Below are 20,839 nucleotides of genomic sequence, written 5' to 3' on the forward strand. Positions count from 1 at the left end.
GGGTTGTCCCGCACGGGGTCCTGCCGGTCCCATAGCTGACTGTTACTTCGCAGTCAGCTTGCAGATGACAGGCTCACCCGGCCGGCCGCTCGCCGCACCGTAGACGCAGGCGTTGACTGCAGTCATGCGGGTGTCGACAAAGTAGGCGTCCTTGTCCATGATCCGCATCTCCCTCATGAACGTGGCGAAGCGGTTGCCCATGGACTCCTGATTGTGGATGCCCGACATTGCCGACCGACCGCATACTTCGAAGAACGTCGGGTCCGTGTCGGCGACACTGAGCAGGTGCAGCGACGTTCCCTGCTTTTTGACGTACGTCTGAATGCACGCGGCCCCGTTCGGAACACCCGTGGTGCTGCCCATTGGAATTGCTGGGTTCAAGCCGCCTTCACCTGCTGCCATGCCGCCACTGTTGTAAGTGGACGCAAAGGCGAACTCGTCACAGTTCAGCGCATCCGACGCATCGACCAGAGCACTGGCATCACCGTTCGCCGCAGCCCATCCGGTAGGACAGATCCGGCTCCGGTTCTTGTTGTTCTGCGCACTGTCACCCATGTAATACAGGGGCGCGCCATCCGAATCCGCACCAGGGTGCTTGGGCGTGTGCGTCTGGATCAGCCAGGCGTGCGCTGCAGCCTATTGCTGCGATCACTCGCAGATTTTGCGAGTTACTGCAGATTTCTCACACGGCCGATCGGTCGCCCAGGACACCCTTCTTAACGTGCTGAAATGCAGGTTCCTGACCTGCCAGCACCCCCGCGGAACCCGCGCGTACTCCACTAATCGCGTGTGCAGGGACCAGCGATGCCATGCGCGCGGCTTTTGCGGGGGAGGCGGATAGGCCCATCCGCTGCTGGAGCCGCTCGAAGTCGCTCCGGCCCTGCTCGTCGAGCGCGACGATCTCCCCGTCCAGGACCGCGGGCTGCCTGCCGAAGACCGTGGCGAGGGGGAGAAACTCGGGGTACGCGGAGGTGATGTCCGTCCCTGACCGGGCCCGCACGAGCATCGTGCCGTCGCCGGGGAGGTAGATCATTGCCCGCTGGCCATCTTGCTTCACCTCGAACGCCCACCCGTCCTCGACGGCGGCCGACGGGAGTGTCCCGGGCGTTGCGAGCATCGGTTCGATCCTCGGCAGCGCCGCTGGCGCAGGGTGAGAATCAGGAGGCACTGCGCTTCTTCGCGGCCGTCTTCTTCGCCGTCTTCTTCGACGCCGTGGACTTCTTCGAGGCGGCCGTCTTCTTCGCTGGTGTCTTCCGGGCGGTCTTCTTCGACGGCCGCATCTCGTGCACGGTGGCGTCCTCGCCGTCCTCCCCACGGGATTCCTTCGCGGCCTTGACGGAGGCGTTCAGGGCGGCCATCAGGTCCACGACCTCGCCCTTCTCCTGCTTCCCGTCCTCCGCAGGGGCGGGCAGGGGCTTCCCCTCCGTCTTCGCGGCGATGACGTCCTCCAGGGCCTCGCGGTACTCGTCGTGGAATCCGGACAGGTCCTCGATCGTCATCCGCTCGGCCAGCTGGAGGGCCTGCTCGATCTCCTCCTCGCTGACCTCGGCCTCGCGCGGGGCCAGCTCGTCGGGGCTGCGGACCTCGTCGGGCCACTTCATGGAGTGCAGCACGATCGCCCCTTCGCGGATCCGCAGCAGGCCCAGGCGCTCACGGCCGTGCCACGCGAACTTGGCCACCGCGACCTTCGAGGACCGCTCCAGGGCCTTGCGCAGCAGGGTGTACGGCTTGGCGGCGACCTGCCCGTCGGCGGCCAGGTAGTAAGAGTCGCTGATGCGGACGGGGTCGATCGTGTCGGCGTCGACGAACGCGGCGATCTCGATCGCCTTTGCCGTCGGCAGCGGCATCTGGTCGAGTTCCTCGTCCGTCACGGGGACCGTCTCGTCCTTCGTGATCTCGTAGCCCTTGCCGATCTCGTCCTGGGAGATGACCTCGCCGTCGAGCTCGCAGACCTTCCTCGTCCGGACCCGGCCCATGTCCGTGAGGTGCACCCGGTGGAAGTGGACATCGTGGTCCTCGGTCGCGGACACGATCTTCACGGGAATTGTGACCAGCCCGAAGCTGATCGCGCCGGCCCACAGCGGCCTCGGCATGCCTACCTCCAGGCCCCCCGGGACGTGTCGGAGCGAGAAGCGGACCAGAGCGCGGTTCCACCTGCTGCGGTGAGCCGCTGGCCCGCTGCCTGCATCTTCGATCCTCACGCGGGTCCGGGCGGCCCGCATCTTCACCGCTCGCCTCTCCAAGGTGCCGTCGTAACGGGCGGCGGACCGGACGTACACCAGAGCCGGTCGCGGCGCAGCTGCGCGGCGCGTGCTCCTGCGGCTGGCGAGGCGAGGACCTGTATTCGATCGACTGGGGCGAGGTCGACCGCCGGGAACTCTTCGCGTACGACACCGCGGGACCGGAGGACGACTGGGACCGCCACATCGCCGAGGTCAAAGCCGGAACCGTCCCGCTGCCCGACGACGTCGCCAAGCTCATCGACCAGGTCCAGGAGCGGCTCGACACGCTCGCGGACACCGCCCCACTCGCCGCGCTCCGGGCCGTCGCCGCTCTGGAGCGGACCACACAACGCACCGGCCGGATGGCCGCCAACTACGCGGCCGCCGACGACCTGACCGGGGAGCGGACCGGCCCCGCCCTGGGCATCACCCCGGGCAAGGCCCGCCCCTCGCCTCGCGCACTACGGCCTGCGCTGAGCGCTGGACAGGACGAGGGCTCGTTGCGCCGATGTCTCGCCGTCACGAGGCGCGAAGGCGACCACTCCCGTTTCGCGGCGTGGTGGAACGGCGCCGTTCGGCAAGGGCTGCGGGTTTGATCACGTCGGTTCCGTACCGTTGCCGGGCGCGGTCCTGGATGGCTTCGATGAGCAGCGCTTTGTCGACGATGTGGTCGAAGGCCAGCTGCCGGGTGGCGTGTTCGGCGGGGCGGAGGTTCTCACCGTGCAGGGTGATGCTTCGGACGCGGGCCCGCTGGAGGCCGAGCGTGTCGTAGAGGTCGTAGGCGCTGCGGGCCAGGAGCGTGGTGTGGTGGGTGGCTTCGGCCAGGGTGCGGGTGCGGGTGGTCGTTGATCCGTCGGCGTAGCGGACGGTGATCGTGAGGCCAGCGGCGACCTGGGCGTCGGCCCGCATGCGGGTGCCGAGCCGGCCGGCCAGGTGCAGGAGTGCCCGGCGGTGCCTGTCAGGGTCGAGCTCGTCCCGGTCGAAGCAGTGCTCGGCGCTCGTGGAGCGCGCGACGGGCTCGGTGACCACCGGCCGTGGATCGCGTCCGAGGGCGCGGTCGTGGAGGGTGCGTCCGGTACGCGCGCCGAGGAGGCGCTGGGCAGTGGCGACGGGGAGATCGGCGAGGCCACCCACTGTGTGAACGCCGTGCTGGGACAGGAGGCGGGCGTTGCTGGGGCCGACGCCGGGCAGCTCCCGGATCGGCCGGGGCCGCAGGAACGTCTCGACGTCGGAGGGTTCCACGGTGCGCAGCTGCCCGGGAGGTGTGTGGGCGCAGGCCATGGCGGCGATCATCCGGCTCGCTGCGGCCGCCGCAGCAGTCCGGACGCCGTGGTGCGCGGCGGCGCGGAGCTGGATGAGGCGGGCGATCCCGGACGCGTCGCGGTCCCAGAAGCGCAGGGCGCCGGTGACGTCGAGGGCCGCGCTGTCGGGTTCGAGGAGCTGCACCTGCGGGGTGACCTGTTCCAGCAGCGGGCGCAGGTCCTCCAGGCGCATGTTGTCGGGCAGTTCGAACCGCAGGTGGACGACATGCCGCACCTGCCGGGCGGTGGTGGTCATCCTGGGCTCCCGGGGCTGCGGTGGCCGAGGCGGCGGAGGTCGGCGGAACGGGTACCGGCGGGCTGGAGGTCCGCGTACGGGTGGAGGCGGGCTCCTGCGGTGCCGTCGGTCAGGGTCCGTCCCTCACTGCCCGATACCGGGCTCGATCCGGCGGGGGTGGGCGCCGGGGTGGTGGTGCCGAGGAGGTCGAGGGCGGCCTGGGGGCCGTGGTCGCGGCGGGCGGCGGCGACCTGGTCCAGGTCCCACGCCTGCTCGCCCACGACGGTGCGACGCGGCCCGCGAGCCGTGACCGTGCCCCTCACCAGTAGCAGCCCAGAGTGGAAGACCGTATGCGCGCACTCGTGCGAATCCTCGAAGAACGCCAGGTCAACGAGTCCGCTGCCGTCTTCGAGGGTCACGAAGATGATCCGCTTCCCGGACGGGATCGGCGGGGTCTGGGTGGAGGCGCGGACTCCGGCGACCAGGACCTTCTGGCCCGGGTGCAGGGTGGACAGGTGTGCGGCGTCGGTCGCGCCGAGCTCCCGCAGCAGCCGGTGATGGTGGTCCATGAGGTGGTGGGTCACGTCGATGGACAGCACTTCCAGCTCGGCGTCGAGGGTCTCGCGGCCGGTCATCTCCGGCAGCCCGCTCGGCGTCGTCGTGACCAGCTCGCCGCCGAGCGGGAGCTGCCCTTCCCCGGCGCGCCGGCCGCGCTGGTGGCGGTGGAGTTCGGCCGCCTGGAGCAGGAGGTCGCGGCGGGTCAAGGCGCCGCGCAGCTTGTCCAGGGCACCAATCCGGATGAGGTGCTGGACGGTGGGGAGCGCGGGGTGGGCCCGCTGCCACAGGTCCTGGAGCGAGGAGTACGGGCGGCCGTCGGCCATCCGGGCCGCTTCGTCCTCGCCGATCCCCTTCACTCCGGACAGCGACAGCCGCACCCCCCACCCCTGCCCGGTCTCCACGACCCGGTACGCGGTGTCGGAGGCGTTGACGTCGACCGGGAGAACCGGCACTCCGTGGCGGCGGGCATCGGAGACCAGGACGCGGGCGTCCCACATGCCGGGGTCGTGCTCCAGAACCCCCGCGTACAGGGCAGCGGGGTGGTGCGCCTTCAGCCACGCCGACTGCACCGCGGGCACCGCGAACGCGACCGCATGGGCGCGGCAGAAGCCGTACGCCCCGAACTCCTTGATCACCGACCACACCTCGTCGACGACCTCGGGGGTGTAGCGGCCGCTCGCGGCTGCGGCCCGCCGGAACCAGGTTTCGACGGCGGGGAGTCGGTCGGGGTTGGCGAGGGCGCGGCGGGCGACGTCGCCGGCGGCCCGGTCGCAGCCCGTCATCCGGGACAGGATCGCGATGATCTGCTCGTGCCAGATCACGACGCCGCCGGTGTCGTCGAGGATCGGTACGAGGTCGGGGTGCGGGTAGTGCGGGGCACCGCCGTGGCGGGCTGCGATGAACCGCGCCGGCATGCCCCCGGCGACCGGCCCGGGGCGGAACAGGGAGATGTCGGCGATGACGTCCTGGAGATGCCTCGGCTGGAGCCTGGAGAGCAGGTCAAGCTGCCCGGGTGACTCGATCTGGAAGCAGCCCAGGGTGTCGGCGGCGCGGATCAGTTCGAACGTGGCCTGGTCGTTGAGGTCGACGTGGTCGGGGCTGTCGAGGTCGAGCTGCCGTCCGGTCGTCCGGCGGATCTCGGCGACGGCGTGCGCCATTGCGGACTGCATGCGCACGCCGAGGACGTCGAGCTTCAGCAGGCCGAGTCCTTCGAGCTCGACGTCTTCCTTGTCGGCCTGGACCATCGGGTAGCCGCCCGGCGTCGGCTGCACCGGCGCCCTGTCCAACAGAGTGGTGTTGGAGAGGATGACGCCGCAGGGGTGCATCGCGTACCCGCGGGGAAGGCCGTCGAGGCCTTCGGCGAGCTCCCACAACGGCCCGAACTCGTCCGCCCGTGCGGCCAGGTCCCGCAGCTCGGGCAGCTCGGCCAGGGCGGAGCGGATGTCGCGGGCCCTGATGTGCGGGAAAGCCTTTGCGATCTCGGCGACCTGCTGCGGCGGCATCCCGAGGGCGAGCCCGGTATCCCGCAGGGCGTGCCGGGCCCGGTAGGTCTCCGGCATTCCCGTCACCGCGACCCGCTCGCGCCCGAACCGGGCGATGATCTTGTCGTAGACCTCCAGGCGGCGGGCGGACTCCACGTCCAGGTCGATGTCGGGCAGGCTCGTGCGCCGCTCGGACAGGAATCTCTCGAAGAGGAGCCGGTGCGAGAGCGGGTTGGCCGTCGCGACGAACAGTGCGTGGTTGACCATCGATCCGGCGCCGGAGCCTCGCGCTGCCACGCGGATACCCATCGATCGGACGTCCGCGACGACCTGCGCCACCGCGAGGAAGTACCCCTCGTAGCCGAGGCGGGCGATCACGCCGAGCTCGTACTCCAGCTGCGCCACGGCCCGTTTGTCGTGGTCCAGGCCGCGGGCGTTCACCCCGGCCTCGCACCGCTGCCGGAGCAGTCGCATCGCGTCCCCCGGCCCCGGGCCGGCGCCGACGGCTTCCGGCTCAGGGAAGTGCGGGCGGCCCATCCCGAGATCCGCCTGCGGGTCGACGCGGCAGCTGTCTGCGGTCGCCTCGGTCTCGGCGAGCAGCGCGGCTCCCCGCTCCGGCCCGGTACCGGCGGCCTCGGCGATCCGCCCCGCGACCTGGGCCATGTCCTCGGGGCCCTTGAGCCAGCGTTCTCCGCCGTCCAGGGCCCGGGAATCGACCGGGCGCAGCAGGCGTGCGGCGTCCAGGACGTCGGCGATCCGGTGCTGGTTGGGGTCGGCGTAGCGGACCGCGTTCGATACGACCACCGGCACTTTGTGCTCGTCGCCGAGCTGGAGCGTGCGGGCGGCCAGGCGCAGGGAGCCGGGGCCGGTGCCCTCCCGGCCCAGCCACACCGCCTCCAGCCGCAGCCCTGATCCGGCGACGAACCGCCACGGCTCCAGCAGCCGCCCGGCCACGTCCGGGCGCCCGGCGGACAGCGCCCGCACCGGCTCCGACGTCGGCCCCAGCAGCACCACCAGGTCATCGCCCGCGACGTACTCCTGCAGCACCGGCCACCCCACCACCGGCACCCCGTCCACCGGCGCGGCATGCGCGGCCGACACGATCCGGCACAACCGCGCCCACCCCGCCCGGTTCCGCGCGAGCAGCGTGATCCGGTGCTCCGCCTCCACCACGTGGGCCCCGCCCCGCACCGGAGTACGGCGGCGGGGCGCAGGGCCGGGCGGTGTGTACGGGGTGACGGCGACCTCGACGCCGAAGACGGGCCGGACGCCGACGGCCGCGGCCGCGTGTGCGAACCGCACCGTCCCGGCGACGGTGTCCCGGTCGGTCAGCGCGAGAGTTCCGATGCCCCGCTCGGCGGCCCGGCGCACGAGATCGGCGGGCAGGGACCCGCCGTACCGGGCCGAGTACCCGGACGAGACATGGAGGTGCACTCCGCCCACGAAGCACCACCCGTCTCACACATCGAACATTTCCAGCCATTCGGCTGGATACCACCAGAGTATTCGAACGAAGGTTCGAGCGCGATTCGAGGGAGCACCCGTCGCCGGTAGAGCCGCAGGCGGTGCGCCCGGGCCGCGGCCCCCAGAGCCGATCCGGCTGCGTAGGGGCGCGGCGGCAGGTCTGTTCCGGCATCGCGCCCGGCTGCCCGTTGGCCGACCCCGTTCCGCGCGACGGTGAGGGCGCGGCCGTGCGTGCGGTCCCCGGCGCCGCCCGAAGTTGCTCCGGCCTGCTCTACCCGTCGAGCGCGGCGACTCCTTCGTCGGGCACTGCGGCGCGACCGCCGAGATTTCCGGCAGGGGTGAGGTTCGGGGCAGGCGCTGGCGATGCCCGTGTCGGACCGCGCCCGCACGCCGCCCGCCGGTCAGAGGCCAGCAGGTCACCAGCGCCGGGGCCCTAGACATCGACCACATGGTCCCGCTCGCCGCCCGCAGCAACCGGCAGAAGTCGGATCAGGACCCGGCTGACTGGATGCCGCCGTCCCCGTATGCCCAGTGCCGGTACGTGGGGGAATGGGTGTCGACCAAGCTCCGCTGGCAGCTCACGGCGGATGACCGTGAGCTCGAAGCGCTGAAGGTTTACGCCGAAGGCCCGTGCGAGAGCGCCATCGTCCGCTACACACCCGCCGCCTGACGCGGCCGCCGACGCGAGCGGCCGAGCTCTCCGGGGCGGCCGCTCCAGCAGGCCCGCACCGCACATGCCGGGCGGGCTCGCGCGTCGCTTCGTACCGCACCGCTGTCAGGTGAGGTCGTCGGGGGCGAGATCGGGGCGCAGTCGATGCCAGGAGGGGCGCAGGCGTCCGGTACGGGTGCGGGTCGAATAGCGGGCTTCGCCGACGAGCCGGGGGAGTACCCACCGGGCCCCGGCCACCGGCGGGACCTCGGCGAAGGGGCGGTGGTCGACAGCCGCGATCTACAGGAGCTCGGCGAGGCGGGCCCGTTCGGCCTCGCGCAACCCGATACCGGCGCTGCCGCGTAGTGCAGCAACGCGGGAGCCGGCGAAGCTCTTGGTTCGCCGGCTCCCGTGCATCGCGCCGGTGAGCCAAACACCAGTGCGTGAAATCCCTGTTCAGCTGCGGTTGGAGCCGGTCTGCGGTACAGGGCTTCCGGATCGTCCCAATCATCACCGGCTCGGCGCAAGTGAAAGTGAGTCAGCGCTGCACGAATATCCGATGACTCGAAAAGCGGAATCCAGTCCACCAGATGAAGCCCCGGAGAACCAGCAGGTGGCAGGGAGTGTCGTCACGGAGCGCTTCTGCTTTGGCCTGAACTTGACACTGTTCTCGGACTGCGAACCTCCTTCGGGCCGACCGAGATCACCGAAGGCTCCGCACATTGCCTCCGGCATGGCATGGCCGCCAACCTTCTTCAGGTGAGACAGGAGTGAACTAAGTACCGCCGATCGGGCAGGACGCACTCTCGCACGGTGGCACGATGCATCTACGCGGAGTGGCGAGCCAAACGCCCCTGCGATGCAGCCGGTTGGAGCCGGATGCTCTCGTTACCGAGGGCACCTCGACGGCCGCCCCCTCGGGGTGGCCGGTACAGAAAGCGAACACTCGTGTCTCATAACAGCCTTCGTCAGCAGCGTCTGGGCGTCGCCGAGGCCGCCGTCATCATCGCGATCGTGGTGACCACCGGCATCCTGATCGGGGCCTTCCCGGACCGCCCCCCAATGCCGCCAGACCGCGTCCTCGCGGTAATCGCAGCGGCCGCGCTCATCGGTTCCATCACCGTCCGCCTTGCGGTCGTCGGAATCATCGGCCCGGTGCGCGCCGTCGCTGCCCGCACCCTGGCACTCGCGTCCGTGCCCGCCCAGGGTTCTGCGAGGGTTGAGGAGTGACACCGTGGCGACCCGCAAGGGCCGACCGCCGAAGCCGGTGGCCAACGCCGCCAACGCGATCGGCGAGCTGGCTGAATGCCTGAGGGAAGCCCGGCTGGGTAAGGCGCTCAGCCGCCAGGACCTCGCGACAAAGCTCGGATGCTCGATCACAACCGTCCAACGTGCTGAAGGGGGCGGCGCTCCTCCTCCGTGGAGCACGGTGCGCGGCTACGTCGCGATCGTCGACCTCGACCCCGGCGAGACCGAGGCCCTGTGGAAGAAGGCGGTCGCCTTCCGCCGCAAGATCACCCGGCCCAGCTTCACGCAGGCCCCCGGCATCGACCTCGTGCGGACCCCCGACGAACTCGGTGCCGCCCTCGCACGGGCCTGGGAGGACAACGGACGCCCCTCCACCCGGGAGATGGAACAACGGGCCGACCGCCACTACCAGGAAACGCGCAGCTACGCCTCCCTCTCCCGCAGCTCAGCGGAGCGCTTCTCCCGCCGTAAGAGCCTTCCCGGCTCGGAGCGGACCCTTCAGGCGTACCTCGTCGCACTACGAATACCGGAAAGGAGGTTCCCCATGTGGGTCCAGGCCTGGCGACGCGTTCAGCACCACCGGCTGTCCCAAAGGATGGCCGACCGGGAGCAGGTCAAGTTGACCCACCGGATGGAGGCACCGTTCGCCAAGGCCCGCATGCAGGAGGCCGGCCTGATCCCTCGAGAGAAGTTCCCCGGCGCAGTCGCACCGTGGTCCGCGGTCCACACCTCGTGCGCCCAGGTCAGCCGGTACCGTCTCCGGTCAGTCCTCCAGGGCCTCGCGCACTGCCCCGTCTGCGGAGATTGGCTGTCCGCCGGAACCTCCGCCGAGGGAGAGAACCACTAGAAGCCCCCCTGCAGCGGTCCCTGTCCCACCGGTTTCGGCGGGACAGGGACCGTGAGTGACGGGCATCCGACCTCGGGCGCCGGGCGGACGGACGGGGCCGAGACATCGACGGCGAGCGGCACGTGCTGCGGATCTGCGGCACGTAGTCCGGTGGGCGTGCGAAGAGCGTCCGGACGGGCTCGCGTTCCACGCTGCACCGTCCGGGCCGCACGGCGATGGCGACATGCCGGACCGTCGTCGGACAGGGCCCTGCTGCCCGTCACTGGTTCGGCGTGCCGCCCCGCTCTTCCTCTCCCTGGGGAAGGCCTGCCGGGCGGCCGGGGTTGGTGCGGCGGATGTCCGCGTGCACCCGGGCGCGGACGCCGGGCTGGGCGGGGTCGCGCCGGATCGTGGTGATGCCGGAGGTGGCCCAGAGCTGTTGCAGCCCGTCCATCAGGGCGAGGGCGGTTGGTTCGTCGGCGGCGGTGATGTCGAGTACGACGAGCCCGGGCTCACTGAGGTCGCGGGCGTCGATCACGGAGTCCATGCCCGGTGCGACGCCGCAGCCGCCGGTTCCGGTTCACGGCCCAGGGTGTGCTCCACCCGGATGAATGACCGCGTGATGTGAGGTTGCCGAGCCGTGTGCCGCTCGCATCCGATATTCGAACAGACGTAGCATTCTCGTGTGACCATGTACGACTTCCCCCAGGATTTGCGCGACGCGCAGATCGCTCTGCACCGGACCCGGTCCGAGTACGAGCAGTACGTCCGGACCTTGCCCTGGTCCGCTGAGCCGATGCCCGGGTGGCAGGCGGACAAGCAGCTCCACTCCGAATACCGGCCCTCCAAGCCGGACAGCCCCGGCTACACCGACGAGCAGCATCAGCAGGTCGCCGCCTACCGGAAGCGGCTGCTTGACCTCGGTATCCAGGTGAGCACCCACCCGTTCTGGCAGACGCTGGGCCCCGGTCTCGTCGTCGACGGCCGGATGCAGCTGAAGCACGTGGACGACCAGCCCGAGCGCATGTCCGAGGCGGCGTAGCGCGACGCCGGGCGGAGGCATGTCAGAACCCGGACATTGCCCGGACGCACAAGCGAGGAGCCCGGGCACAAAGGGGCACGGCGGTCAGGTCGGGTGAGCGTCGTCGGGTGCGAGATCGGGGCGCAGCCGATGCCAGGACGGGTGGCGCAGGCGTCCGGCGCGGGTGCGGGAGGAGTACCGGACTTCGCCGACGAGCCGGGGGAGTACCCACCGGGCCCCGGCCACCGGCGGGATCTGTGCGAAGGGGCAGGCATCGATGGCCGCCACCTGGAGGAGCTCGGCGAGGCGGGCGCGTTCGGCCTCACTCCAGCCGGTGCCGACGCTGCCCGCGTAGTGCAGTAGTCCGTCGCGCCGCTCGCCAACCAGGACGGCACCGGGCAGACCGGCCAACCGGCCGCGCCCGGGAACCCATCCTCCGATGACGACGTCGGCGAGACGGTGAACCTTGATCTTCAACCAGGACTTCGACCGAACACCGGGCTCGTACCGGGAGTCGAGCCGCTTGGCGAGGAGCCCTTCCAGCTCGGCGGCCCGTACCGTCTCCCAGGCCTGAGCCCCGTGCCCGATGATCGCTGCGGGTGTCGACCATGCCGGCCCGGCCAGCCCGAGGTCCTCCAGGAGCCCGCGCCGCTCCGCGTACGGCAGGCCGGTCAGGAGCCGGCCGCCGAGGTGCACGACATCGAAAACCGAAGCGCGTGAGTTCGTGGATTCTCGGACGTGGTACGGCCCGAACCGGATCGGAATCGACGCCCTGGCGTTGACGCGCGCGCGGGTTCGGGCATGATCTTCGGCCTGAGGGTCTGACGGATCGCTCCGCGCATCGGGCGCTCTGGCGTGCTGGAGACCAACCTGCGCCAGGTCGTGTCGGCGCAGCGGTCGCGAAGTTGATCAACACCTTGTCTCGCGATCCGAATGCGCCGATTTCGGGGCTCTTGCGCTCCTCGAACGAGGGGCCTGCGGCCGATCCGTCCCCGCTCGGCTCCTGTGGTTGCCTGCCCGTCAGGGTGATGACACCCCGGCGCAGATTCCGGGCGGCGCGGTGAGACTCTCGGATTGCCGTATCCGACAGGTTCAATGGAGCCGGCGAGACGACCGACAGGAGCAGCGCGCATGGAGTCAATCTTCTTCTCAAGTCCTGAGGAGTTCCGGGACTGGCTGGAGGAGCACCACGCGACTGCCTCCGAATGCCGGGTGGGCATGTGGAAGAAAGGAACGGGCAAGCCCACCCTGAGCTGGTCGGAGGCAGTCGACCAAGCCCTGTGCTACGGCTGGATCGACGGCCGGCAGAGCCCGATCGACGACTTCTCCTGGACGATCCGGTTCACCCCGCGCAGGCCGCGCAGCAACTGGAGCCAGGTCAACCTTCGCAAGATCGAGAAGCTGACCGCGCAGGGGCTGACGCGGCCGGCCGGCATCGCGGTGTTCGAAGCCCGTGACCGGGAGTGCGAGGAGAAGCCGGTCTGGGAGTTCGAGGCGGCGCAGCTGGCTCGCTTCCAGGCGGAGCCGCGGGCGTGGGAGTGGTTCAGCGGGCAGGCTCCGTCCTACCGCAAGTCGGCCATCCACTATGCGATCAGTGCCAAGCGGGCCGAGACTCGGGAGCGGCGGTTGGATCAGCTGATCGCCGACAGCCTGGAGGGGGTGCGGCTCAAGCAGTTCCGGCGGCCGGGAACCTGAGGGCCCTCTCGAAGGGGCCGAGCGCGAGCGCGTAGCCGTCCAGCGCGGGACCTGCCGTTCCAGGAACCCGTCGGGCTTGCCCTTTCGGCGCCCAAGCGCAGCGATCGACACCGCCGCCCACGAGGTGCCAGACGTCAACCACAGCCTGCACCGCCCGCCGCGACCTCGACCCCGGAAGCTCGCCGAAGCGTGGCGACGTCGGCCCGGCACGAGACGGCCCACCCGCGGCGAGCCGGGTCGGCGTACCCGCCGACTCGTGGCCAGGCGTCTGCCGGAACGGCGAAGACCACGCTACTGAGCGGAACTGTTCTCGAAGTCCTGCCTCGTCCGCTTCAAGACGGGTGAAGGTCTCCGCTGGTGCGCGGTCGGCCGTATCGTTCGACGAGGGCGTTGCCGATCGAGGCCAGGCGGTCTCGGACACTCGGAGGGCCGGTCACCTCGACCCATTCGACCAGCCCGGAGAGCTCGCCGGCGAGGATGTACTCATTGGGGCCTCGGATCACGACCTCGATGCGGCCATCGGTCGTGGAGCCTCCCACGTCGAGCCGGTCGCCGAGCGCCATCCGGAGGATGCCTACCCCGTCGGGTGCGCATACCGCCTGGACCTCCAGCGGCGTTCGTTTGCGATCGACCTCTTCGGCGATCTCATTCCAGCTCTCGGCAAGTTCGAAGTCCCCGGGCCGGTGCACAGGGTCGCCGGTGGGGTCGGCGGACGACACGCGGTCGATCCGGAAGACCCGTCGGCCGGTCCCGGTGTGGGAGACGAGATACCACACAGGACCTTTGGCGACGATGCCCAGCGGATGGACAGTTCTCCGGGTTTCGACGCCTTTGCTGTCGACGTAGCCGAGCGACACCTGGACGCCGCTGATCACCGCGTCCTGCAGTTCGTCGAGGAAGCGCGGCGGCCGGTGCTCGATCCGGCTCGCCCCCCATCGCTGCGGGTCTACGACCAGCGACGCCGCTGCTGCCTCGGCCTGCACCTGGAAGGGCTTCGGCAGAGCATGGACGAGCTTGCGCAGAGCTGCCTTCATCGCCGGCGTCGCATCCGAGGCCGGACCGACAGCCAGGAACAGGGCGCGTGCCTCACTGGAGGTCAACCCGGACAGATCGGTACGAGCACCGCCCACCAGGCGCCAGCCGCCGCCTCGGCCCTGCACGGAGTACACGGGCACCCCGGCCATGGCCAGGGCGTCGAGGTCACGGCGGGCGGTGCGCTCCGAGACGTCCAGCTCCCGGGAGACCTCCGCGGCTGTCACCTGCTCGCGCCGTTGGAGCAACAGGAGTATGGCCACCAGCCGATCGGATCGCATACAGACAAAAATCTCATAAAAAACGGTCACAAGGTGACCGGTTTAGGGAGCAAGGTGGCGACATGACCTCATCGAGGAGGTCGACCACCGGCGAGCGCCCTCAGAGAGGAAACGTGCAGTGTCAAACCAAGCAGAATTTCCCGAGCCCACCCTCATCCAGGTCAACGGTGTGGAGCTCGAAGTCTTCGAGGCGGGCCGGGAGAACAAGGGCAAGCCCATCGTGCTCTGCCACGGCTGGCCGGAGCACGCCGTCACCTGGCGTCGCCAGATGCCCGTCCTCGCCTCAGCCGGCTACCACGTCATCGCGCCGAACCAGCGGGGATATGGCAACTCCTCCCGCCCGACCGAGGTGACCGACTACGACATCGAACACCTGACGGGCGACCTCGTCGCGCTCCTGGACCACTATGACTACGACGACGCCACCTTCGTCGGCCACGACTGGGGCGCGTTCGTCGTCTGGAGCCTGGCTCAGTTGCACCCCGACCGGGTGAACAAGCTGATCAACCTGAGCCTGCCGTACATGGCACGCGGAGAAACACCGTGGATCGAGGTCATGGAAACCTTCCTCGGCGGCGACTTCTACTTCGTCCACTTCAACCGGCAGCCGGGCGTCGCGGACGCCGTGCTCGACGTCAACACCTCCCAGTTCCTCCGCAACCTCTACCGGAAGAACGTGCCCCCCGCACCCCCTGAGCCGGGCATGGCATTCATCAACCTCGCCAAGGCGAAAGCACCGCTCGGCGAGCCCGCCATGACCGAGAGTGACCTGGCCGTCATCATCTCCGCGTTCGAGACGTCGGGATTCACGGGCGGCATCAACTGGTACAGGAACCTCGACCGTAACTGGCACCAGCTGGCGGACGCCGACCCGATCATCAAGCAGCCCACCCTCATGATCTACGGCGACCAGGACGTGGCGGTCCCGAGGTTCGAAAGACTGGCGGAGTTCGTGCCCAACGTGGAAGTGGTCGGCCTGGACTGCGGTCACTGGATCCAGGGGGAAATGCCCGAAGAAACCAACCGCGTGATCTCAGAATGGCTGGACCGGCAGGGCTAGCCTCGATCGTTCATGAGTCCTCGTCGGTTAGCTGACCGGGTCTCTGCCCTTTCGGGATGAAGGTTTTCCGGTGATGGTGCAGGTCGAGGGCCCGGTTGTCGCGTCGGGTGGGCGCCGGGTTCCACTGAGCCTTTTCCAACCTCATGCTGACGCGTGATGGAGGACGAGTACGGCCTGGACGATCGCGGTGATGCGGTTGGTGCTGCAGCGGATCTTCCGTCGGAGTCGCCAGCTCTTCAGCGCGCGGCCATGGCCTGCTAGACCAGGCAGCGGATCTTGGCGTGACTGCTGTTGTGCGGGCGCTTCCACCGCTTGAGGCGGCGGCCTCGGAACGGGGCGCGGACGGGGCAGCCGGCTCCCTGGTAAGCCTTGTCCGCCCAGCACTTCAGCTCGGCCGCGGCAAGCGCGTCGATGATTCCTGGCCCGTGCGGCGGTCAGGTCGTGGACGGACCCGGGCAGGGCGGGTGGCGCCACAACAGCCGACCGAACGGATCGGTGAAAACCTGGACGTTCATGCCGTGGCGCTCGTGTTTCCCGGAATAGTACGGGGCGTCGGCAGCGATCCGGTCGATCGGCAGGAGGGTGCCGTCCAGGATCTCGAACGCCTTGGTCCGGATGGTCTTCATTGCCTCGGTCGGGGTCGAGGCGAGGGCGGCCAGGACGTCGATGACCTCGCGTATGTAGCGATAGACCGTCGCGATACCGATGCGGAATCCGGCGGCGAGCTGGGCATAGGTATCGCCGCACCTCAGGTGGGCCAAGGCGAGCAGAGCCTGTCGACCTACGGGCAGACGCCGCCAGCGCGTCCCGATCTCCCGCCGCCGGCATGCAGTCGAGCGCTCAGGTATCTCAGGGTGCGGCTGGAGAGATCAATCGACGACGGGTAGCCGAGCACGCGAAGCTCCTGGTGGGGCGCGGTGGATCTTGGTCGTGACACCTCCTACCAGGAGCTTGATCATGTTGCGGAGCCGCCCAACTGACGGACAGCGCCGACAGGTTGGAACCAGCTCTGTGATCGGGAGCGCCGGTCATGGGAGTATGTGTCAGACAGAAGGAGACGTCACACGCCTTCGTCGACACAGATACTTGCATCGCATCATGGTGGCCCCTGACCCGACGGCAAGGGGGGCGATATGGGTCAGCACAGTTTCACCAGTCAGATGCCCGGCGAACATGCTGGGATCTGGGCGAGGGATCCCGCATCGATGCCGCCCCGTCCCGACCGCCCCCGCGATGCACCCCGACCGGAGTCGGTCGATGAAGTTGCCCGGTGGGCGGGCAGTGAAGACTTGCGTCGCACAGAGCTGGTCTACGCGCCGGTGTTCTGGGTGGTCCTCCCCCTTGCCGCCGTCGCGTTTCTGACTTATCAGACCGTCACGGATCCGACCGGTGCTGGCTGGAATATCACGGTCAATGGCGAGAGCCGCGACTCCTGGCCGGACTGGGTGCCGTGGCTCGCGTGGATCGGCGCCAGTGTCTGGCTGCTCATCGCCCTCGGGTTGCTGTTCTTGCGACCGAGCATGCTGCGGAATCTGCGGGCCGAGAACGAGTGGATCTTCGAGCACGGCGTCGTGCACTCGATCCATCGCGGGTCGTTGGACTATGACGATGGCGAGGCGAGCTGGGCGACGTACATCGCCCTCGACCATAGTCTGGACGACCGCCAGGCGACGGGAATCCATGCGGCGTTCGAGGAGTGGCTCTCGCGCAAGGGCCTGCCTCCCGCCCGATCGAACCCACTCTCCTCGGCGACGCTGTTCGGCGCACACGCAGAGGGTGGCTACTTCATCCTTCACCTTCCCGTCTCCGCGACAGCCGGCACCACCGCAGAGCACGAGTGGGTACTCATCACCGAACCGCGGGACGGTTCGGACGAGGTGACCATCACGCCCGTGCCGGTGCCGAAGAAGCTGCAGAAGATCCGCAGAAAGCTCCGCCGGAAATCTGGGCGCAAGAATGAGGGGCGGCTGACGAGATGACGTGGATGCCCTGGCCAGCGGCCCTCCTGAGCGCACTGTTCGTGATATTGATGCTCCTCGTCATCTGGCCAGCGATTCGCCACCCGAACCGCCAGCCGCCGCTGATCGATCGGAACCGCGCCTATCCCGCCACGGTGGTCCGCGTCTATGACACGAGTTTGTCGGATTCGGCCGAAGCGAACGTGAAGGTCGAATACGTCGACGCCGATGGCACGACTCAGCAGACCTACCTCGCCGATGTCATTGATGATTCCTGGCTCGACCGGTTCACGCCCGGAAGCATATGGCAGATCTACCCCTACTCACCTGCGACCACGCGCGTTGTACTCACTGGGGCGCACAACGATGTCTGGCGCTGCGGTTACAACCTTGACGGTGTCTACATGGGCGGCATGTCGGGACCGATCGATGTCGGTCCGGGTTCCCCGTTCCCGTACCGGCCGAGAGGATATGGGTCATGAGCGACGAGTACGTCGAGTTCTGGGCTGCCCGGGCGAAGACGCCGCAGACCCGGGCACGGATCCGTCGTCTCTCCCGGTTCGATGACATCTCAAGCGGGATCCTGCTCGCCGGGGTGGGGCTGTTCATGCTGATGAACCTGGCGAGCATCGTGCTCGCCATTTGGTTCTGGATCGCCGACGTCAGTCGCTACGACATCTTCCCCTGGGGATTCGGGATCGCCCTAGGCGTGACCGCGATCGGCGCCATCCTGAACAGCATCGCCGAGAGCCGGCTCTCCCAGGCGAGATTCGCGGACGCGTACTGCTCCGTCGGCGTCATCGACAAGGTCAGATCGTGGGAGGGCCACGACGGGGAGGGCTCTCCCACGACCTTCTACAAGCTCGCGGTGACGGCCACGCTCCCTGACGGGGTCACGATCCGACGGCACATAGATTGTGGAACCGGCGGAGGATCCGGCAGTCCGGACAGACCTGATGAGACCTGGGTGGGGCGGCGGATCTGTTTCCGGCATAACTCCGTCGACCCGGACGACCTCGCCGACGAGCAGTTCGCTGGCTGGCCCGATCATGAGGAGAAGGGGGCGCTGCCGTGACGACGAGCGGATCGCTGTTCGGTCGGGCGGCCGCGCGGGTGTTTGGCCCCGGGTACGGAGCCGACATGCCATTTCTGTTCCGGTACGGCTGGGCGATGCCTGTGGCCGTCATCGGCGGCATCGCCGTGTGGGTCGGCATCGGGATCCTCTCGATCGTCCAGGGTGGGGCCACGTGCTCACGTGGATCATGATCGGGATCGGCGCGCTTGCGGTTCCCTTCCTCGTCTGGATGTCCATCGACCTGCGCCGGAGGACACGCGGACCGCTGCCCGCTCTCGACGCGACGCCCCGCACCGCCTGGGCCATCCTGCATTCCGACGACGCCGATGGCGGGCAGACGATTTTCGTCGAGTACCGCGACATTGACGGCGAGGGGCACGAAGCTCAGCTCGCCGATGTCATCCACGGCTCCTGGGAGGACCGGTTCGCGTCTGGGACGAAGTGGCAGGTCTACGCATTCCGCGACCCCGAGCTGGCCGGCTCGGTCGTGTTCCTCACAGAAGCCCACGACGACGTGTGGCGGGACGGGTGGAAGCTCGACGGCGTCCGGATCGGCGGTGAAGGCGGGCCTGTCAAGCCCGGTCCGGGATCGCCGTTCCTGCGCGCGGGCTCAAAGTGGGTGTTCACACCATGACCAGGGCGCCAGAGGGCCGACGACCGCAGCGGACGAAGAGAGCGGACGGTTCGGTCTGGACGGACGGCGGGACCTTGGACAGGCCATGGCCACCCTCAAGACCTGGCGGCTCCTGCGCAAGTTGTGATGCTCGACCACCCGCATCACTGCCATCGTCCAGGCCGTCCTCACCCTCCATCAGGCCAGCTCAGAGGCAGGATGAAAAGGCCTCACTCTCCGGGGGTGGTGCGGGTTGTTGGGGCGGTCGGAGTGGCTTGTCAGCCGGGGGCGGGCAGGGCTTGGAGTCGGTCGGTTACCCGGGTGATGACGTCGCTCCAGGGCCATCGGGCGGTGAAGCGAAGGAAGCGGCGGCGGCCGGTGTTCACGAGTCGTGCGATGGCGGAGAACAGGCGTAGGCGGAGCCGTTTGGGCTCCCAGCGGCGGGTGTCGCCGGTGAGGGCGAGCATCCCCGTCCAGGCCAGCAGGTCGAGGGCGATCTGGACAATCTCCAGCCAGATCTGGTTCTGGGCACTGTCGTGCAGGGGCAGGTTGCGCAGGCCGGTGTCGCGGGCATTGCGAATGCGGTCCTCGCAGCGGGCCCGGCGGCGGTGACGCAGTTCCAGGTCGGCGAGCTGGCCGCCTTTGGTGTCGGTCGCGAAGCAGGTCAGCCGCAGTCCGTCAAGATCGGTGAAGCGCAACTGGGCGCCGGGGTGCGGCCGTTCCTTGCGGACGATCAGCCGCATCCCCTTGGGCCAGGTGGTCAGATCGGGCATGTCGGTGATCTCCGCGACCCAGGCGCCGGGCCGCTCGACGCCGCCGGAGTCGTAGGGAAGCGATGAGCGACACCCACACCATGCTCCACGCTCCCCACGGCCTGGAAACAGCCGATTTCCGCTGGACCGCGCACCGTACGAAGCGCTCGTCACCGCCGTCCTCGCATGGAAGAACCCGAACTCACCCCACGCGACTATGAGCAGATCGTGGTCCAACTGACCGGTGGCGCCCGCGCGGTCGCCGCCGACGTCCAGCGCCACGCCGCCGCCCTGCCGAAGAACGACGGCCGCGGTGCCTTCGCCGAAATCATCCTTCGCGAAGCCGCCGGACGCCTCTCCCTACCAATACAAGGCACCGTCCACTGCGCCCAGAACCGCACCAGGCTCGTACGAGCCCTCTACACGCGGCTGGATCGCCTCACCGAACACGCCCCGACCGCCATGTAGCCGGCCGTCCCGCCGGTCGGGGTCTCCGGCCCGGGGCTTGGAGTCGGACCGGCCGCCGGGCCCCCGCCGCCGGGTGCCGAGTATCGGCATGGTGGCCATCGCTCCCTCTCGTAGCCCACCGTTGACAGGCACTGGCCGCTGCTGCGGTGATCATGACAGTTCTCAAAGGCGCCTTTCGAACGCGCTTGTACGGTGGGGGGTATGGCAGATCAACGGAATGTGGAAGCCTTGGCCGGACAGGCAACTGCGGCGTGGGAGCGTGTAGAGAAGTGGCTGCATGCTCATGCCCCGGCGTCCGCTGCACTGCTGCGCCCTGCGGCTGGTGAGGCCGATATCGCGGCTGTGGAGGAGGCGATCGGTGTGACGTTTCCGCCCGCGCTGCGGGCCTGGTACCGGCTTCATGACGGGATCGACGATCCTGAGGACGGGAAGAGCTGGTGGCCCGCCGGCTTCCTGCCCGGGGGGCAGGGCTGGTATCGACTGGAGCAACTGCAGAGCGCCTATGTGATGCAGACTCGCGATTGGGAACGCGAACCGGGCCGAATTCCGATCTCCTGCACTCCGGACGACATGTGGCATGGGCTCTACCTCGACGCCCGCCCGGGTGCGCCATCTTGCGGTAATCTCGGCCGATGGGTGGTCGACCGCGAACCGGAACTCATTCCGGAGTCTTCCTCGGGCTGGCCGCTTCAGGAGTGGCTCGCCGAGATCGCGGACGCCCTGGAACAAGGCCGCTGTCTTATTGAACCCGATGGCCAGCGTGACGAGGACAATTGGCCCGCGTTGACTGTGTGCGGAGGGCTGACATGGGTGGCCCCTGGGGAAGAGCCTCAGTTTCCCGAGGGCCGGATCCTTTTGGATGCTCCTCGTTGAGGCTGGGGGTCCGGCAGGGGCAGTGTC

18 protein-coding genes and 7 pseudogenes are annotated in these 20,839 nt (G+C 69.0%); 14 read left to right on the forward strand and 11 right to left on the reverse strand.

Features of this window, described 5'->3' with window-relative positions; genetic code table 11:
• Positions 1-42 precede the first annotated feature (42 nt).
• From CR470_RS39020 to CR470_RS01515, 5 genes and pseudogenes are all read right to left on the reverse strand, one after another.
• Positions 43-555, reverse strand: coding sequence for a hypothetical protein (locus CR470_RS39020; protein WP_143663742.1), 513 nt, complete (start codon positions 553-555; stop codon positions 43-45).
• Positions 556-781: 226 nt separating this feature from the next.
• A pseudogene (locus CR470_RS01500) lies at positions 782-1,117 on the reverse strand (ATP-dependent DNA ligase); the annotation flags it as partial.
• A 40-nt stretch (positions 1,118-1,157) separates the two neighbouring features.
• Complete coding sequence (gene ku, locus CR470_RS01505) at positions 1,158-2,093, reverse strand: non-homologous end joining protein Ku (protein ID WP_097865751.1); 936 nt, start codon at positions 2,091-2,093, stop codon at positions 1,158-1,160.
• A gap of 648 nt (positions 2,094-2,741) precedes the next feature.
• The gene (locus CR470_RS01510; RefSeq protein ID WP_097865752.1) at positions 2,742-3,779 is read right to left on the reverse strand and encodes a DNA polymerase Y family protein; all 1,038 of its coding nucleotides are present in this window, start codon (positions 3,777-3,779) and stop codon (positions 2,742-2,744) included.
• On the reverse strand, positions 3,776-7,231 hold the full coding sequence (locus tag CR470_RS01515; protein ID WP_097865785.1) for a DNA polymerase III subunit alpha: 3,456 nt from the start codon (positions 7,229-7,231) through the stop codon (positions 3,776-3,778). The genes CR470_RS01510 and CR470_RS01515 overlap by 4 nt, the downstream gene beginning before the upstream one ends.
• Before the next feature lie 436 nt (positions 7,232-7,667).
• Here CR470_RS01515 and CR470_RS01520 point away from each other — a divergent pair.
• A pseudogene (locus tag CR470_RS01520) lies at positions 7,668-7,931 on the forward strand (HNH endonuclease); the annotation flags it as partial.
• Positions 7,932-8,036: 105 nt separating this feature from the next.
• Here the strand turns inward: CR470_RS01520 and CR470_RS01525 are convergent.
• Positions 8,037-8,270 (reverse strand): annotated as a pseudogene (locus CR470_RS01525) (ATP-dependent DNA ligase); the annotation flags it as partial.
• A gap of 588 nt (positions 8,271-8,858) precedes the next feature.
• On the opposite strand from CR470_RS01525, the gene CR470_RS39245 reads away from it, so the two are divergent.
• Both CR470_RS39245 and CR470_RS01530 read left to right on the forward strand, forming a co-directional pair.
• Positions 8,859-9,140, forward strand: coding sequence for a hypothetical protein (locus tag CR470_RS39245; protein ID WP_179892088.1), 282 nt, complete (start codon positions 8,859-8,861; stop codon positions 9,138-9,140).
• Positions 9,141-9,144: 4 nt separating this feature from the next.
• Positions 9,145-10,005: a helix-turn-helix domain-containing protein gene (locus CR470_RS01530; RefSeq protein ID WP_179892089.1), complete on the forward strand. Its 861-nt coding sequence runs from the start codon at positions 9,145-9,147 to the stop codon at positions 10,003-10,005.
• A 259-nt stretch (positions 10,006-10,264) separates the two neighbouring features.
• Here the strand turns inward: CR470_RS01530 and CR470_RS01535 are convergent, their stop codons facing one another.
• Positions 10,265-10,531, reverse strand: a complete 267-nt coding sequence (locus CR470_RS01535; RefSeq protein ID WP_257138328.1) for a DUF6207 family protein — start codon at positions 10,529-10,531, stop codon at positions 10,265-10,267.
• Between the two features lie 144 nt (positions 10,532-10,675).
• Here CR470_RS01535 and CR470_RS01540 point away from each other — a divergent pair, with 144 nt between their 5' ends.
• A complete protein-coding gene (locus CR470_RS01540) occupies positions 10,676-11,026 on the forward strand; it encodes a hypothetical protein (RefSeq protein WP_257138337.1) in 351 nt (116 codons plus the stop codon).
• An 84-nt stretch (positions 11,027-11,110) separates the two neighbouring features.
• Here CR470_RS01540 and CR470_RS01545 read toward each other — a convergent pair.
• Positions 11,111-11,713 (reverse strand): annotated as a pseudogene (locus CR470_RS01545) (ATP-dependent DNA ligase); the annotation flags it as partial.
• Positions 11,714-12,136: 423 nt separating this feature from the next.
• Between CR470_RS01545 and CR470_RS01550 the strand changes: the two are divergent.
• Complete coding sequence (locus CR470_RS01550; protein ID WP_097865756.1) at positions 12,137-12,700, forward strand: YdeI/OmpD-associated family protein; 564 nt, start codon at positions 12,137-12,139, stop codon at positions 12,698-12,700.
• Between the two features lie 332 nt (positions 12,701-13,032).
• Here CR470_RS01550 and CR470_RS01555 read toward each other — a convergent pair whose 3' ends face one another.
• The gene (locus CR470_RS01555) at positions 13,033-14,013 is read right to left on the reverse strand and encodes a helix-turn-helix transcriptional regulator (RefSeq protein WP_097865757.1); all 981 of its coding nucleotides are present in this window, start codon (positions 14,011-14,013) and stop codon (positions 13,033-13,035) included.
• Positions 14,014-14,131: 118 nt separating this feature from the next.
• Here CR470_RS01555 and CR470_RS01560 point away from each other — a divergent pair, with 118 nt between their 5' ends.
• Positions 14,132-15,073, forward strand: a complete 942-nt coding sequence (locus tag CR470_RS01560) for an alpha/beta fold hydrolase (protein WP_097865758.1) — start codon at positions 14,132-14,134, stop codon at positions 15,071-15,073.
• A gap of 141 nt (positions 15,074-15,214) precedes the next feature.
• On the opposite strand, the pseudogene CR470_RS01565 reads toward CR470_RS01560, so the two are convergent.
• Positions 15,215-15,968, reverse strand: a pseudogene (locus CR470_RS01565) (transposase family protein).
• 238 nt (positions 15,969-16,206) lie between these two features.
• On the opposite strand from CR470_RS01565, the gene CR470_RS01570 reads away from it, so the two are divergent.
• From CR470_RS01570 to CR470_RS38585, 6 genes and pseudogenes are all read left to right on the forward strand, one after another.
• A complete protein-coding gene (locus CR470_RS01570; RefSeq protein WP_218923745.1) occupies positions 16,207-17,052 on the forward strand; it encodes a hypothetical protein in 846 nt (281 codons plus the stop codon).
• Complete coding sequence (locus CR470_RS01575; protein WP_097865760.1) at positions 17,049-17,513, forward strand: hypothetical protein; 465 nt, start codon at positions 17,049-17,051, stop codon at positions 17,511-17,513. The genes CR470_RS01570 and CR470_RS01575 overlap by 4 nt, the downstream gene beginning before the upstream one ends.
• Complete coding sequence (locus tag CR470_RS01580; RefSeq protein ID WP_097865761.1) at positions 17,510-18,106, forward strand: phage holin family protein; 597 nt, start codon at positions 17,510-17,512, stop codon at positions 18,104-18,106. Before CR470_RS01575 ends, CR470_RS01580 begins: the two co-directional genes overlap by 4 nt.
• Positions 18,107-18,171: 65 nt before the next feature.
• Positions 18,172-18,297: a hypothetical protein gene (locus CR470_RS40195; RefSeq protein ID WP_257138331.1), complete on the forward strand. Its 126-nt coding sequence runs from the start codon at positions 18,172-18,174 to the stop codon at positions 18,295-18,297.
• On the forward strand, positions 18,279-18,740 hold the full coding sequence (locus CR470_RS01585) for a hypothetical protein (protein ID WP_107489429.1): 462 nt from the start codon (positions 18,279-18,281) through the stop codon (positions 18,738-18,740). The genes CR470_RS40195 and CR470_RS01585 overlap by 19 nt, the downstream gene beginning before the upstream one ends.
• Positions 18,741-18,819: 79 nt before the next feature.
• Positions 18,820-18,942, forward strand: a pseudogene (locus CR470_RS38585) (IS5/IS1182 family transposase); the annotation flags it as partial.
• 55 nt (positions 18,943-18,997) lie between these two features.
• Here the strand turns inward: CR470_RS38585 and CR470_RS01590 are convergent.
• A pseudogene (locus CR470_RS01590) lies at positions 18,998-19,543 on the reverse strand (transposase); the annotation flags it as partial.
• Positions 19,544-19,657: 114 nt separating this feature from the next.
• On the opposite strand from CR470_RS01590, the gene CR470_RS01595 reads away from it, so the two are divergent.
• A complete protein-coding gene (locus CR470_RS01595) occupies positions 19,658-19,939 on the forward strand; it encodes a restriction endonuclease (protein ID WP_373561382.1) in 282 nt (93 codons plus the stop codon).
• 201 nt (positions 19,940-20,140) lie between these two features.
• Positions 20,141-20,812, forward strand: a complete 672-nt coding sequence (locus CR470_RS01600) for an SMI1/KNR4 family protein (RefSeq protein WP_097865762.1) — start codon at positions 20,141-20,143, stop codon at positions 20,810-20,812.
• Positions 20,813-20,839: the final 27 nt, after the last annotated feature.

Origin of the sequence: Streptomyces sp. rh34 (assembly GCF_002551245.1) — a bacterium.
In the GTDB taxonomy this organism is placed as follows: domain Bacteria; phylum Actinomycetota; class Actinomycetes; order Streptomycetales; family Streptomycetaceae; genus Streptomyces.

Coding starts and splice junctions, on each gene's coding strand:
- CR470_RS39020 (WP_143663742.1), bottom strand. CDS start 555: ATGGGTGACAGTGCGCAGAACAACAAGAACCGGAGCCGGATCTGTCCT.
- ku (WP_097865751.1), bottom strand. CDS start 2,093: ATGCCGAGGCCGCTGTGGGCCGGCGCGATCAGCTTCGGGCTGGTCACA.
- CR470_RS01510 (WP_097865752.1), bottom strand. CDS start 3,779: ATGACCACCACCGCCCGGCAGGTGCGGCATGTCGTCCACCTGCGGTTC.
- CR470_RS01535 (WP_257138328.1), bottom strand. CDS start 10,531: ATGGACTCCGTGATCGACGCCCGCGACCTCAGTGAGCCCGGGCTCGTC.
- CR470_RS01540 (WP_257138337.1), top strand. CDS start 10,676: ATGTACGACTTCCCCCAGGATTTGCGCGACGCGCAGATCGCTCTGCAC.
- CR470_RS01550 (WP_097865756.1), top strand. CDS start 12,137: ATGGAGTCAATCTTCTTCTCAAGTCCTGAGGAGTTCCGGGACTGGCTG.
- CR470_RS01555 (WP_097865757.1), bottom strand. CDS start 14,013: ATGCGATCCGATCGGCTGGTGGCCATACTCCTGTTGCTCCAACGGCGC.
- CR470_RS01570 (WP_218923745.1), top strand. CDS start 16,207: ATGGGTCAGCACAGTTTCACCAGTCAGATGCCCGGCGAACATGCTGGG.
- CR470_RS01575 (WP_097865760.1), top strand. CDS start 17,049: ATGACGTGGATGCCCTGGCCAGCGGCCCTCCTGAGCGCACTGTTCGTG.
- CR470_RS01580 (WP_097865761.1), top strand. CDS start 17,510: ATGAGCGACGAGTACGTCGAGTTCTGGGCTGCCCGGGCGAAGACGCCG.
- CR470_RS40195 (WP_257138331.1), top strand. CDS start 18,172: ATGCCATTTCTGTTCCGGTACGGCTGGGCGATGCCTGTGGCCGTCATC.
- CR470_RS01595 (WP_373561382.1), top strand. CDS start 19,658: ATGGAAGAACCCGAACTCACCCCACGCGACTATGAGCAGATCGTGGTC.
- CR470_RS01600 (WP_097865762.1), top strand. CDS start 20,141: ATGGCAGATCAACGGAATGTGGAAGCCTTGGCCGGACAGGCAACTGCG.